The 13199-nt window shown below is 74.9% G+C and carries 10 protein-coding genes; 7 read left to right on the forward strand and 3 right to left on the reverse strand.

Features of this window, described 5'->3' with window-relative positions; translation table 11 throughout:
- Positions 1–33: 33 nt before the first annotated feature.
- The 3 genes from ACF053_RS21890 to ACF053_RS21900 all read left to right on the forward strand — a co-directional run bounded on the left by ACF053_RS21890 (position 34) and on the right by ACF053_RS21900 (position 2166).
- Complete coding sequence (locus ACF053_RS21890; protein WP_391955452.1) at positions 34–330, forward strand: hypothetical protein; 297 nt, start codon at positions 34–36, stop codon at positions 328–330.
- Between the two features lie 352 nt (positions 331–682).
- A complete protein-coding gene (locus ACF053_RS21895; protein WP_391955453.1) occupies positions 683–892 on the forward strand; it encodes a hypothetical protein in 210 nt (69 codons plus the stop codon).
- Positions 893–1191: 299 nt separating this feature from the next.
- The gene (locus ACF053_RS21900; RefSeq protein WP_391955454.1) at positions 1192–2166 is read left to right on the forward strand and encodes a glycosyltransferase family 2 protein; all 975 of its coding nucleotides are present in this window, start codon (positions 1192–1194) and stop codon (positions 2164–2166) included.
- Positions 2167–2232: 66 nt separating this feature from the next.
- On the opposite strand, the gene ACF053_RS21905 is transcribed toward ACF053_RS21900, so the two are convergent.
- Complete coding sequence (locus ACF053_RS21905; RefSeq protein WP_391955455.1) at positions 2233–3732, reverse strand: DUF6056 family protein; 1500 nt, start codon at positions 3730–3732, stop codon at positions 2233–2235.
- 229 nt (positions 3733–3961) lie between these two features.
- Between ACF053_RS21905 and ACF053_RS21910 the strand changes: the two genes are divergently transcribed.
- On the forward strand, positions 3962–4771 hold the full coding sequence (locus ACF053_RS21910) for a VOC family protein (RefSeq protein WP_391955456.1): 810 nt from the start codon (positions 3962–3964) through the stop codon (positions 4769–4771).
- Between the two features lie 77 nt (positions 4772–4848).
- On the opposite strand, the gene ACF053_RS21915 is transcribed toward ACF053_RS21910, so the two are convergent.
- Positions 4849–5883: an NAD-dependent epimerase/dehydratase family protein gene (locus ACF053_RS21915; RefSeq protein WP_391955457.1), complete on the reverse strand. Its 1035-nt coding sequence runs from the start codon at positions 5881–5883 to the stop codon at positions 4849–4851.
- A gap of 312 nt (positions 5884–6195) precedes the next feature.
- Between ACF053_RS21915 and ACF053_RS21920 the strand changes: the two genes are divergently transcribed.
- A complete protein-coding gene (locus tag ACF053_RS21920) occupies positions 6196–7668 on the forward strand; it encodes a PP2C family protein-serine/threonine phosphatase (RefSeq protein WP_391955458.1) in 1473 nt (490 codons plus the stop codon).
- A gap of 103 nt (positions 7669–7771) precedes the next feature.
- On the opposite strand, the gene ACF053_RS21925 is transcribed toward ACF053_RS21920, so the two are convergent.
- Entirely contained in the window at positions 7772–9268 is a 1497-nt protein-coding gene (locus ACF053_RS21925) for a DNA-binding protein NsdB (RefSeq protein WP_391955459.1), read from the reverse strand.
- Between the two features lie 231 nt (positions 9269–9499).
- Between ACF053_RS21925 and ACF053_RS21930 the strand changes: the two genes are divergently transcribed.
- Complete coding sequence (locus ACF053_RS21930; RefSeq protein WP_391955460.1) at positions 9500–10615, forward strand: aminoglycoside phosphotransferase family protein; 1116 nt, start codon at positions 9500–9502, stop codon at positions 10613–10615.
- A 286-nt stretch (positions 10616–10901) separates the two neighbouring features.
- Complete coding sequence (locus ACF053_RS21935) at positions 10902–13121, forward strand: terpene synthase family protein (RefSeq protein WP_391955735.1); 2220 nt, start codon at positions 10902–10904, stop codon at positions 13119–13121.
- The last annotated feature ends 78 nt before the right edge of the window (positions 13122–13199 follow it).

Here is a 13199-nt window from a genome sequence, read left to right on the forward strand (position 1 = left end):
CGTACTTCGTGTACCTCACATCAGGAGCGACGCATGAGCATCCGTACCGGCACCCGCCTCCTCACGGTCTGCGCCGGCATCGCCGGTGCGGGAATGGCCGCCGCCGTCCCCGCCACGGCCGCCGAGGCGCCGCCCGCGTCGGTCGGCGCGCCGGTGGTGTCCGACCTCAACGCCACCGGCCTCCTCGGCACCCCCGCGCAGGGCGAGGGCGCCCACGCGGGCAAGCCGGCCGGGCTGCCGATCGGCGGCGGGCTCCTCGGCGGCGGGCTCGGCGGCGGGCTCCTCGGCGGCCTGCCCATCGGCGCCCTGCCCGCCCTCCCCATCGGCTGACCACCCCTGCGGGCGCCCGGGACGGGCCCGCCCGCGGGCCCTCGGCCGAGCCCCCGGGCACCCGTCCGGACCCGTCGTACGCGGCGGCGAGGGGGGTGTAGGGGTGGGCCAGGGGTTTCCCTCTTTCCCGGTGCGGGCGGCGCGCGCTTCACTGGCGGTCATCCCAGCGGGACACGCACCCGTCCCGCCGGCCGGCGTCCGCCGGGCCCCTCCCCGGGGCCTCCCCGCGGCGACGGAGGGCGGCGAACGGGTGAATGCCGGGCCGGCACGCGGTTCTCCGCGTGACGTGCGGCCCGGTCGCCGGTTGGGCAGGGGGACCCGGGGACCGGGTCCCCGACACGAAGGATGAACCATGATCAAGAAGGTGCTGGCCACGGCCGGTCTCGCCGCGGTCGCCGTGGGCGCCTGGGCACCGGCGGCCTCCGCCGTGGGCGACGACCGGGTGAGCACGCAGCTCGGCAACCACTCCGAGCAGTCCTACGGCAACACCGGTACCGACGAGGCCGAGACCCCGCTCCGCACCGCGGAGCCGGCACAGGCCCTCCTGCGGGCGCTGCGGTGAGGAGGGCCGCGCGGGCGGCCGGCGGATGATCCCGCCGCCCTCCGCGCGGACACCGTGAGCGCCGATGCCCGGCCCCGGTCCCCCGTGAGGGGGGCCGGGGCCGTACGCGTACGCGCGGGGGCCCCGGCCGCACGGACGGTGCGGGGGCACCCGGGTGGGTGACCCGGGTGGTGGCGGGCGCGCGGGTGTGCGGCGCTGGTAGCGAGGTGGAGGCAACCTCGGCGGCCCGGCCCGCATCTTCCCCGTGCGGCGGGTACCGGAGGGGCGTCCCGCATCGGCGTGCATGGAGTGGGTCAGCAATGGTGGAGATCTCGGTCGTCGTTCCGTGTTTCGACGAGTGCGAGGTGATCGACGTCTTCCACGAGGCGGTGCTGGCCGCGCTGGAGCCGACGGGGGCGGACTTCGAGCTCTGCTACGTGGACGACGGCAGCCGCGACGCGACCGTCGACCGGCTGCGGGAACTGGCCCGCGCCGACGCGCGCGTCCGGTACACGTCCTTCAGCCGGAACTTCGGCAAGGAGTCGGCGATGCTCGCCGGGATGCGGATGGCGCGGGGCGCCGCCGTGGTGCTGATGGACGCCGACCTCCAGCACCCGCCGGAGCTGCTGCCGCGCATGCTGGAGCTGCACCAGCACGGCTACGACCAGGTGGTGGCCCAGCGCGACCGGTCCGGTGAGGGCGCGGTCCGCAGGGCGTTCAGCCGGACGTACTACCGCCTGGTGCGACGGTTCATGGACGTCGAGGTCGTCGACGGCGCCGGTGACTTCCGGCTCCTGTCGCGCCGCGCCGTCGAGGCGGTCCTGACCCTCCCGGAGAGCAACCGGTTCTCCAAGGGCCTGTTCTCGTGGATCGGCTTCGACACCGTGAGCTTCCGCTACGAGAACGTGGAGCGGGCCGCCGGAGCCTCCAAGTGGGGCGGCAGACGGCTGCTGAACTACGGCATCGACGGGCTGCTGTCGTTCAACAGCCGGCCGCTGCGGCTGGCCATCCACACCGGGCTGTGGCTGTTCCTGTCGGCGTTCGCCTACGCCCTGTGGATCGTGGCGAACGCGCTGCTGGACGGGGTCGACACCCCCGGCTACGCGACGCTGATCACGGCCATCGTGGGGCTGAGCGGGGTGCAGCTGGCGACGCTCGGCGTGATCGGCGAGTACGTCGGGCGGATCTACCACGAGGCCAAACGGCGCCCGCACTACGTGGTGCGTGAGACCGAGCGGGACGCCGGGCGCCGGCCGGGCGCCGGCCGGTCCGCGGCCCGGGCGGGCCGCCCCTGACAGGACGGCCCGCTCCCCGGGGGCCCGCCGGACACCGCCGGCCCGCCGGGTCTTCCCGGACGGGGCCTACGGGGTCGGTCCGCCGTAGGTGACCCGGTCGAGGTGGTAGTAGTCGGCGACGCACCCCGCCGGCCACCGCTTCTTGCCGCCCGCGCCGAACGGCTCCAGCATCCGGGCGACGGAGTTGGGGGTGTACGGGGCGGTCCGGGCGCCGCTCGCGGCCTGTTCCCGCAGGTAGTGGTCCTGCCGGTCCCAGCGCTCGGCGCGCGCCCGCATGTCGTCGCCGAGGTGGTGCAGCGGCACGGCCAGCCCCAGGACGGTCGCGGCGCACACGGCGGCCGAGGCGGCCGCGGCGGCGAGGAGAACGGGCCGCCGGGCGCGGCGCACGGACCGGCCCAGGGCGGCGCCCGCGGCGACGAGCAGCAGCACGTACAGCAGCAGGTAGTCGTTCCAGGTGCGTTCCGTGGTGAGGACCCGGGTGCCGAAGACCGGGTAGGTGATCACGGTGCACAGGTACCCGCAGACGAGGACGACCAGGGCGCCGAGGGAGAGCAGCCGCACCGGCCGCCAGGGCAGCAGGACGCCGGGGCCCGCGCCCGGGCGGCGCCGCACGAGCAGCCCCAGCAGGACGCCCGCGGCGACGGCCCCCGCGTACTGCCAGGTCGTCAGGACGGTCTCCGCGATCCGGGCGAACAGCTTCAGCGAGGTGACGAGGGAGTCGGGGGCGAGCATGGACACGGTCTCGGCGTCGTAGCGCTCCCTGCGGTTGCGCGACCCGGGCGAGGTGACCAGCAGCAACGTGCCGACCGCGACACCCGCCATCCCGGTCAGCGCCCAGACGCGGAACGGGCGCCGGACACGCTCGACGAGGACGAGGGGGGCGAGGACGACGGCGGCGGCCAGGACGACGAGGGCGACGACCGAGGCCTCCTCCGACAGGGTGCCCATGAAGACCCCCGCGAACAGGACGGTCACGAGCGCCGCGATCCGGCCGCGACGGCCTCGGGCGCGCAGCAGCGGCAGGGCGGCCGCGGCGGCCAGGACCGGGGCGAGGGTGTGCGAGACGGAGGCGGCGGGCCAGTAGAAGGTCTTGTACGTGTTGGGGGTCGCGAAGAGGAACACCGCGGTGGTCATCCCGGCCACCGCGAGCGCCGTGCCGCGCGGGGCGGCGAGCCCGGCGCGGCGCAGGAGCAGGGCCGTGAGCGCCCACAGCAGGCCGAGCATCAGGGCGCCGCTGACGGGGCCGTACCACTGGTGCCCCGCCACGGGGAACTCGGCGTAGAGGCCGACGAGCAGGCCGTTGGCGAGGCGGCCGTTGTCGGTGACGTAGAACTGTTCGACGAGGCCGGCGATGCCGTGGTCGCGGACCACGGGCAGGAAGCACCACTCGTCCGCTCCCGGGCGCACGTGGCGGCCGAGGACGGAGGCCATCACCAGCAGCCCCAGGGGCAATGCGGCGAGGGCGAGGACCGCCGCCGGCACCGCGCGCCCGGTGGGCGGCGGGCCGTCCCCCCGCCCCGTGTCCTCGTCGTCGCGGTCGGTGACGCGGGGCGCGCCGACGGCCATTCTCACCACTGCCTTTCGGGGGGAAACACTGATCCGCCACCGTAGAGGGCATTTGCCGCGCTCCCGTTCCGTCCTGGCGCGGCACGCCGCTTCGCCGGTGCGTCGGTGCGTCGGTGCGTCGGTGCGTCGGTGCGATGAAAGGAGGCGAAAGGGGCATTCGGCGTGTAAACGGTGGAAGGATGGAGTGCGGACGCGACGCGCGAGGCGACACCGGGACGGTTGGCACCACATGACGACAGAACCCACACCTGCCGCGACAGAGGCGGCGACATCCAGCAGCACGGTCTACGGCGCGCCGTGCTGGGTCACGCTCATGACCCGGGACCTGCGCGCGGCGCACGACTTCTACGGGGCCGTCATGGGGTGGGAGTTCCGCCCCGCGCGGCTCGGCGAGGGGTTCAGCGTCGCGCTCTCCGGCGGCCGGGCCGTCGCCGGGATCGGCGCGCTGGCGTCCGCCTTCCACGTGGCGGTGGCCTGGACGCCGTACTTCGCCGTGCGGGACGCGGACGAGACCGCGGCTCGCATCCGGGAGCGCAGCGCGACGGTCGCGGTCGGTCCCGTCGCGTTCGTCCTGGGCCGCGGGGCGCTGGCGGCGGACCGCGACGGGGCGGTGTTCGGCATCTGGGAGGGCGAGCTGCCCACCGGGTGGGAGGCGTGGCGGTCGGCGGCGCCCGCGTGGGTGCGGCTGCACACCCGGGACGCGTTCGACGCGGCGATCTTCTACGGGGAGATCCTCGACTGGGCGTGCGGGCGGCCCGGCTGCTGCGACGTGGAGTACGTCGGCGACGAGGTCGTGCTGCGCAGCGGCGACCGGGCGGTGGCGCGGCTGTCGTCCGGCGCGCTGGGCGAGGCGCCCGACCCGGCCATCCGGCCGCGCTGGCAGGTGCACTTCCCCGTGGCGGACGTGGAGCGGGGCGTCACGGTCGCCCTGCGGCACGGCGGCACGGTGATCACCCACGAGCCGGGGGTGCAGGCGACCCTGCGCGACCCGGACGGCGGGCTGTTCACCCTGACGGACGCCGCGGCGGCCGACGGCTGACGCTGACGGCCGACCGCCGGTGACGCGCGGTTCTCGTCCCGGCGGCCGGCGCGCCGCCGGGGCACAGGGCCGAGCGGTCAGCGGCCCCCGCGTCCGTGCAGGGGCGCGGTCGGCATGCCGGCCCCTTCGCGCAGGCCCCGGAGCAGTTCCCCGACCGCTTCCAGGGCGGTGTACCGGGGCCGCCAGCCCAGCTCGTCGCGGGCACGGGAGGCGTCCATGAGCGGCAGCCGCAGGAAGGCGTCGAACAGCTGCGGCGAGGACCGCGCCAGGCGGAGCCGCCAGGCGGCGCTCAGCGCGGCGCGGACGGCGGGGCGCGGCAGGCGGACCACGCGGGCGTCGAGGAGGGCGGCGAGCTCCTCCGGGCCGACGGGGGGCTCCGCCGCGAGGTTGTACGCGCCGCGGGCGTCGTCGTCGAGGGCCGCGCGGCGGTAGGCGTCGGCGGCGTCGTCGGTGTGCAGGGCCTGGAAGCGCAGGCCCTCGATGTCGGGCACGACCGGCAGGAACCGGGGGCTCGCGAGGCGGCCGGGCACCCACGGCCCCGCGAAGATGCGCAGCTGTTCGAGGGCGGCCGCCTCCTTGAAGAGGAAGGCGGGGCGGAGGCGGACCACGCGGATCTCCGGGTGGCGCGCCTCGAAGCCGTCCAGCACGCGCTCCAGGTACGCCTTCTCGCGGCTGTACGCGGCCTCCGGCCAGCCGTGGGTGGGCCAGGACTCGTCGACGTACCGGTCCTTCGGCCCCGGCGAGTAGGCCCCGACGGACGAGGCGTGGACCAGCACGGGCACGCCCGCCTCGGCGACCGCGCGGAAGACGCGCATGCCGCCCAGGACGTTGGTGCGCCAGGTGGCCAGCGGGTCGTGGGTGGGCTGGAACGCCCACGCCAGGTGGACCACCGCGTCGGCGCCGGCGAGGAGTTCGGCGAGCTCCCGGTCCCCGTCCTTCTCGATGTCGGCCCGCGCCCATTCGGTGCGGGGCGGTGACCAGTCGGGGCTCCGGCGGGCGAGCCCGAGGACGGACGCGACCCGGTCGTCCGCGGTGAGCGCGGTGACGACGCTCGTCCCGACGTTCCCGGTGGCACCGGTGACGACGATCCTCTTGCCCTGGGGTGCGGTCACGGCTGCGTCCCTCCGTCCTGGTCCCCGGGGCGCGCGGACGCGCGCCCCGGGGGTGTTGAGTACCCGGTTCGCGCCGGTTCACCTCCGGTGGCACGACGGGTCGCGGCCGGGCCCCGGAGCGCCGGTCCGGCGGGTGCGTCACAAGGGATCCGGCCAGGGTGGCCGGAAGCCCGTCGGCCGCAGGCATATGCCGTGAGCACCACCGGATCGAGTGTGGCGAAATCCCTTACGACCGGTCCTGAGCTGTGTCAAAGTCGATAGCCGGTCCTTGCTCTCCAGGCCCCGGCCACCGCGCCCGTATCGGAGTACCAGATGCCGTCCCCCCTCTTCGCGGACCGTCCCCACCCGCAGCCGCCGCAGCGCGGCGCGGTGGACGCCCTCATCTCGCAGACGCGCCGTCTGCGCGGCGAGGTGGACGCCGTGCGGCGGGACGCCGGGGCCGACGAGGACGACCCCCGGCTCCGCTGGCGGCGCGCCCTGTGCGACCTGGCCGTCCACCAGCTCGACGACCTGCGGGCCCACCTCGGCCAGCTCAGGGACGGCGCCCCCGAGCACCTCACGCCCCAGGGCGTGGCGGGGGCCCACGGCTCGGGGGCGAGCGCCCGGGACGGCCGCCCGTCGGGGGAGGCGGCCACCGGCTCCCTGCTGAGCCGTGTCGGCAGCGCCGAGTGGAACCTCCTCACGGACGAGGTCAGGTGGTCCGACGAGCTGTTCGCCATCTTCGGGCGCCCGCCCGCGGCGGGCCCGATGTCGCTCGACGAGCTGCCGTCGGTGGTGTTCGCGGAGGACCAGCCGGGGCTCACCCAGCTGGTGACGGGCTGCCTGGTCGACGGCAAGCCCATCGACGGGGAGTTCCGCGTCGTACGGGCCGACGGCCGGGTGCGCACGCTGCACATGGTCGGTGAGCCGGTGCTCGACGGCGACGGTCGCACGGCGTCCATGTGGGCCGTCCTGCGGGACGTGAGCGAACTGCGCCGCAGCGAGCGCGCCGTCCGCGAGTCGGGGGACTCGCTGCGCCGCCGGCGCGAGGTCGAACACGCCGAGCACCGCGCGGCGGTGGAGCTCCAGGAGGCGGTCCTGCCGCCGTGGCGCGGCCTCCTGCCGCTCGCCGGGGACACCTCCGCACCACTGGACCTCGCCGGGCGCTACCTCCCCTCCGCCAGCAGCACGCGCATCGGCGGCGACTGGTACGACGCGCTGGAGCTCCCCGACGGGGACGTGCTCCTCTCCGTCGGCGACCTCACGGGCCACGGGGTCCTCGCGACGTCCGCCATGGCCATGCTCCTCGGCGCGCTGCGGGGGCTCGCCGTCGCCGGCATCGAGCCGGGGGCGCTCCTGGGCCACCTGAACCGGCTGATGGAGTCCTCGGCCCAGCCCGCGCTCGCCGGCGCCCTGTGCTGCCGCTACGCACCGGGGACGCGGACGCTGCGCTGGGCGCAGGCCGGGCACCCCGCCCCGCTGCTCTTCCGCGACGGGACGGGGTGCGCGCTGACCGCCCCGAAGGGCGTCCTGCTGGGCGCGACGTCGGGCTCCGCCTACGAGCAGGCCGAGGCCCGGCTGCGCCCCGGTGACGTGCTGCTGCTCCACACGGACGGGCTCACCCGCGGCGCGGCCGGACCCGGACAGGACACGCCGGGTACGGAGCGCCTGCTGGGACTGGCCCCGCGGTTCGCCCGGGCACGCGACGCGCAGGAGTGCGTGCGGGCGGTGGTCGAGGAGTTCGGCGACGGGGAGCGCGTGGACGACGCCTGCGTCGTGGTCGCCAGGATCGGCGACCCGTCGTAAGCCGGCCGCGCCTCCGTCTGTGGGGGACGGCGGGCGTGCGTGGGGATGGCTGTGGTGGTGGGCGTGCGGGTGGGTGCCGGGAGCGGGCCGGTGGCCGTCCCGGCTAGACGGAGCGCGGACCGAGCTTCCTGGCCTGGTCCTTCGGCAGGGCCACCTCGATGCGCTCCCGCAGGTCCTTGATCTTGGCGTAGTCCGCGTACCGGGCCGTGAGCCGGTACATCTCGCGCAGCCGGTCCCAGGTGCGCTGGGAGGAGTTGGCGCCCATCGCCGACAGGGCGAGGCGGGCGTACCGGTCGGCCTGCTCCGGGTCGTCGGCGATGAAGCAGGCGGAGGCCATGGACAGGTGGTCGAAGATGAGCGACCGTTTGCGGTGGTCGACGCGCAGTTCCATGGCCTTCTGGGCGTAGTACTGCGCCTGTTTCGCCGCGGCCGGCTCGTGCTCGGCGAGCGTCCGGTAGGCGAGCGCCTGCATGCCGTACAGGTCCTCGTTCTTGAAGGTCTGCATCCAGCTGGGCAGCGGGACGTCCCCGCGGTCGGAGACGAACAGGTCCTCCGCCTCGCCGAGGGTGCGCCGCATGGCCTGGCCGCGGCCCATGGCGGCCTGGGCCCACGCCTCGATGGTGTGCAGCATCGCCTGCGTGCGGGGCAGGACCTGCTCGCCCGAACCGGACTTGGCGAGCTGCATCAGGTCCAGCGCCTCGTCGGGGCGGCCGAGGTGGACCATCTGGCGGGCCGCGCGGGACAGGGCCTCGCCCGCGCGGGGGAGGTCGCCTCCCTCGCGGGCCGCGTGCGCGGCGATGATGAAGTACTTCTGCGCCGTCGGTTCCAGGCCGACGTCGTGGGACATCCAGCCCGCCAGGACGGCCAGGTTGGCGGCGACGCCCCACAGGCGCCGCTGGATGGGCTCGGAGTGGCGGTAGGCGAGCATCCCGCCCACCTCGTTGAGCTGGCCGACGACGGCCTTGCGCTGGAGGCCGCCGCCCCTGGCCGCGTCCCAGGCGCGGAACACCTCGACGGACGTCTCCAGTTCGTCGATCTCCTGCCACCCGATGGGAGCGGCCTCGTAGCGGTCGTGTCCGGCGGGGTCGGCGTGCAGGGGGTCGGACAGGTGGTGGCCGGGGGTGTCGGTCTTCCGGGGGTCGGTACGGAGCCAGTCGTGCAGGGAGCTGGCGATGGCGGAGCCCGCGGTGAGTGCGGCACCCGCGCCCACCAAGCCGCGTCGGTTGAGCATGAGGTCCATTCCCGTGAATTCGGTGAGGACCGTGGCCGTGCGTTCGGGCGCCCAGGGCAGCTCGTCAGGGTTGTCGGTCTGCCTGACGTCCCGCCGTTTCCCGGCGCGCCCGTGCCGTACGAAACCGAGGTCCTCGATGGTCACGACACGGCCGAGTCGCTCGGTGAACAGGGCCGCCAGCACCCTCGGCACCGGATCGCGCGGGATCTCCCCCATGTCGATCCAGCGCCGCACCCGCGAGGTGTCCGTCGCCAGCTGCGGGTGGCCCATGGCCGCCGCCTGCCGGTTCACCAGCCGCGCGAGTTCGCCCTTGGACCAGCCGGCGAGGCCGAACAGGTCGCAGAGGCGGGCGTTGGGTTGTCCTGTCACGTCAAGCCCCCAGGTTCTCGGCTGAGTTGACAGTAGCCCGCCGCCATGGGGGTGGCGACTATTCGCCAGGGTTCGCCAGGGTGCGCAAGATGGTTAGCCACCCGCGGACGGGTGTCAGGTAGGAAAGCGCCACCCCGTCCCGGCGACGGCCCTCATTCCCCAGGGTGTCGACCGGCGACGGGACGGGGCAGCGTACGCAGTCGTCGGCACACGAAGGGATCTGTTCCGCCCATGTACACAGCATCGTCCTCCGTGTCCGCCCCGCCCCGGCCCCGCACCGTCCCGGTCGGCGGCGGACCGTACCCGGGCCCCGCCCAGGCGGGCCGGGCCAGGCGCTGGGCGGGGACGGTGACCGGCCCGCTCAGCGGCAGGATCGACCTGTCCGGTCCGCAGGGGGCCCAGTTGCGGAAGGCCATCGCGTCGGTCCACCGCATCTGCCCGGAGTTCAACCCGGTGCAGGTGATGCGGCGCAGCGGGCGCTCCGTCCTGTTGGTCGGCACGACCGGTCGGGCCACGGCGGTCGCGAAGTGCCTGCTGGACCACTCCCCCGTGTGGGTCGAGCGCTTCCAGCACGAGATCGCCGCCTACCGGACCTTCGTGCGGCACCGTCCGCCGGTGCGCGTGCCCCGGCTGATCGCGGCGGACCCGGAGAACGGAACACTCGTCATCGAGCGGATGCCGGGACGGGCGGCGGCGCTGAGCCGCCACCCGGTCGAGGCGCCGCCGCGGGCGGACGTCCGCGCCGTCCTCGGCGCGGTCGCCCGGCTCAACGCGTGGCGGCCGCCGGCCGGGACGTTCGACGCGCCCCTCGACTACGCGTCGCGGATCTCGCGCTACCACGAGCTGGGGCTCTTCACCGATCGGGACCGCGACGACCTGCAGAAACTGCTCCACGGCCTGGCGCAGGCCGGCGGCCGACAGGGCATGGGCCAGTTCTGCCACGGCGACGCGCTGCTGTCGAACATGCTGCTGTCGCCGGCCGGCCTCGTGCTCGTCGACTGGGAGCACGCGGGCTGGTACCTGCCGGGGTACGACCTGGCGACCCTGTGGGCCGTGCTCGGGGACGCGCCGGTGGCGCGGCGGCAGATCAGCCAGCACGCCCAGGCGGCCGGGCCCGCGGCGCGCGACGCGTTCCTGGTGAACCTGATGCTCGTGCTGACGCGGGAAATACGGACGTACGAGACGGCGGTGCAGCGCACCATGCGGGAGGCACCGCCGGCCGGCTCGATCCCGATCCAGCCCGGGGCGGTGTCCCCCGGGGAGGAACAGCGGCTGCTGCTGCGGCGGCTGCACGACGACTGCGCCCTGGCGCGGCGGGCCGTGCGGGCGGCGGTGGGCACGCGCTGAGACCGCACCGCGCGGATGGCGCGCCGTGCGCCCGGTGACCCCCCACCACCGGGCGCACGGCGCGCCGCCGTGCGCGGGCGCCGATCCGGGGCGGAGGGGAGGCGGGGGCGGAGAGCCGTGTCCCGCGGGCGGTGGCGCTCCGCGGGTCCGCGCCGGCCCCCGCGGGATCGTGACCCGCACCCCGATGTCGGCGTTCATACGACTAACGCGCGCTTCGCGTGGGTCTCCCGTGCCACGGGTAGGGGCTCGCGCGGTAGGGCTACGTACATCGAAAGGCATGACACGCATGGCACAGCCGTTCGCACTCCCGGAGTTCTACGTGCCGTACCCGGCACGCCTCAACCCCCATGTGGACGCGGCCCGCGTGCACACCCGGGAGTGGGCCCGCCACATGGGGATGCTGGAGGGATCCGGGATCTGGGACCAGGACGACCTGGACTCCCACGACTACGCGCTGCTGTGCGCGTACACCCACCCGGACTGTGACGCGGAGGCGTTGTCGCTGGTCACGGACTGGTACGTGTGGGTGTTCTTCTTCGACGACCACTTCCTGGAGACGTTCAAGCGGACCCTGGACCGCGCGGGCGGCAAGGCGTACCTGGACCGGCTGCCGGCGTTCATGCCGACGGACCCGTCGGCGCCGGTGCCGGAGCCGGAGAACCCGGTCGAGGCGGGCCTCGCCGACCTGTGGGCGCGGACGGTGCCGGCGATGTCGTCGGCGTGGCGGGAGCGGTTCGCGGTGGCGACCGAGAACCTCCTCAACGAGTCCCTGTGGGAGCTGTCGAACATCGACGAGGGGCGGATCGCCAACCCCGTCGAGTACATCGAGATGCGCCGCAAGGTGGGGGGTGCCCCCTGGTCCGCGGGGCTGGTCGAGTACGCGGCGGGGGCCGAGGTGCCGGCCTCCGTGGCGGGGTCCCGGCCCCTGCGGGTGCTGCGGGACGCCTTCTCCGACGCCGTGCACCTGCGCAACGACCTGTTCTCGTACCAGCGCGAGGTGGAGGACGAGGGCGAGAACAGCAACGGCGTGCTGGTGCTCGAACGGTTCCTCGGCTGCTCGACGCAGGAGGCGGCGGACGCCGTCAACGACCTGCTGACGTCGCGGCTCCAGCAGTTCGAGCACACGGCGCTCACCGAGGTCGCCCCGCTCTGCGCCGAGAAGGGGCTCGACCCGCGGGAGACGGCGGCGGTGCTGGCGTACGCGAAGGGGCTCCAGGACTGGCAGTCCGGCGGCCACGAGTGGCACATGCGCTCCAGCCGGTACATGAACGAGGGAGCCGTCGGCGCCGACCCGGGCGGCGGCGCGTTCGGCATGGCGGCCGCGTCGATCCGGCTGACGCCGCGTGCGGAGGCCGCGCGGTGGCGCGGCTTCTCCCACGTGCCGTTCCAGCGCGTCGGGCCGTCCCTGCTGCCGCACATCGAGATGCCGTTCCCGGTGACGCACAACCGGCACCTGGAGGGCGCGCGGGGACGGTGCGTGGAGTGGGGCCGTGCCATGGGCTTCCTGCGGGAGCAGCCGGGGCAGCCGGGATCGGGCGTCTGGAACGAGCGGAAGATCGCCGGGTACGACCTGCCGCTGTGCGCGGCCGGGCTGCACCCGACGGCGAGCGCCGACGACCTGGACCTCGCGTCGCACTGGCTGGCCTGGGGCACGTACGGCGACGACCTGTACCCGGTGGTGTACGGCAGGACCCGGGACCTGGCCGCGGCCCGGGCGCAGAACGACCGTTTGAAGTCCCTCATGCCGCTGGACGCCGCGGCGGCCGACGTGCCGGCCCCGGCGAACGCGCTGGAGCGGGGGCTCGCGGACCTGTGGCCGCGGACGGTCGGCCCCATGGCGGAGCGGGACCGGGCGGCGTTCCGTGACGCCGTCTGCGTCATGATCGACAGCTGGGAGTGGGAACTGGTCAACCAGGCCCACCACCGGATCCCGGACCCGGTCGACTACATCGAGATGCGGCGGGCCACCTTCGGCTCCGACATGACGATCGCGCTGTGCCGGATCGGCCACGGCAACCGCGTGCCGCCGGAGGTGTACCTCAGCGGCCCGGTGCGGTCGCTGGAGAACGCGGCGATCGACTTCGCGACGCTGCTGAACGACCTCTACTCGTACCAGAAGGAGATCGAGTTCGAGGGCGAGGTCCACAACTGCGTGCTGGTCGTCCAGCGGTTCTTCGACGTCGACCACCCGACGGCGGTGGCGATGACCGGGGAGCTGATGAACTCCCGGATGCGTCAGTTCCAGCACGTCGCCGCGCACGAGTTCCCCGTGCTGTACGAGGACTTCGGGCTGGACCGGGAGACGCGCGCCGTCCTGGACGGGTACGTGCGGGAGCTGGAGAACTGGATGGCCGGCATCCACACCTGGCACCGGGACTGCAAGCGGTACCAGGAGGAGGTCCTGCTCCAGGACCGGGCCGAGGCCCTGGCGGGGGCGCCCTCCCTGGGCGGGCCGACGGGCCTCGGCACCTCCGCGGCCCGCGTCGCGGCGCTGCTCGCCCCCTAGTCGGGGCGGGCTCCGGGCGGCCGGTCCGTGCTGGCGGCCGGCTGAGCTTCGGGCGGCGGGCCGCCTCCGGGTGGCCGG

Source organism: Streptomyces kanasensis (genome assembly GCF_043077165.1).
Taxonomy (GTDB): Bacteria; Actinomycetota; Actinomycetes; order Streptomycetales; family Streptomycetaceae; genus Streptomyces; species Streptomyces changanensis.

Bases quoted from the DNA above. Each gene is read 5' to 3' on its own strand.
- ACF053_RS21935 (WP_391955735.1), top strand. From the start codon at position 10,902: ATGGCACAGCCGTTCGCACTCCCGGAGTTCTACGTGCCGTACCCGGCA.
- ACF053_RS21930 (WP_391955460.1), top strand. From the start codon at position 9,500: ATGTACACAGCATCGTCCTCCGTGTCCGCCCCGCCCCGGCCCCGCACC.
- ACF053_RS21920 (WP_391955458.1), top strand. From the start codon at position 6,196: ATGCCGTCCCCCCTCTTCGCGGACCGTCCCCACCCGCAGCCGCCGCAG.
- ACF053_RS21895 (WP_391955453.1), top strand. From the start codon at position 683: ATGATCAAGAAGGTGCTGGCCACGGCCGGTCTCGCCGCGGTCGCCGTG.
- ACF053_RS21905 (WP_391955455.1), bottom strand. From the start codon at position 3,732: ATGGCCGTCGGCGCGCCCCGCGTCACCGACCGCGACGACGAGGACACG.
- ACF053_RS21900 (WP_391955454.1), top strand. From the start codon at position 1,192: ATGGTGGAGATCTCGGTCGTCGTTCCGTGTTTCGACGAGTGCGAGGTG.
- ACF053_RS21890 (WP_391955452.1), top strand. From the start codon at position 34: ATGAGCATCCGTACCGGCACCCGCCTCCTCACGGTCTGCGCCGGCATC.
- ACF053_RS21910 (WP_391955456.1), top strand. From the start codon at position 3,962: ATGACGACAGAACCCACACCTGCCGCGACAGAGGCGGCGACATCCAGC.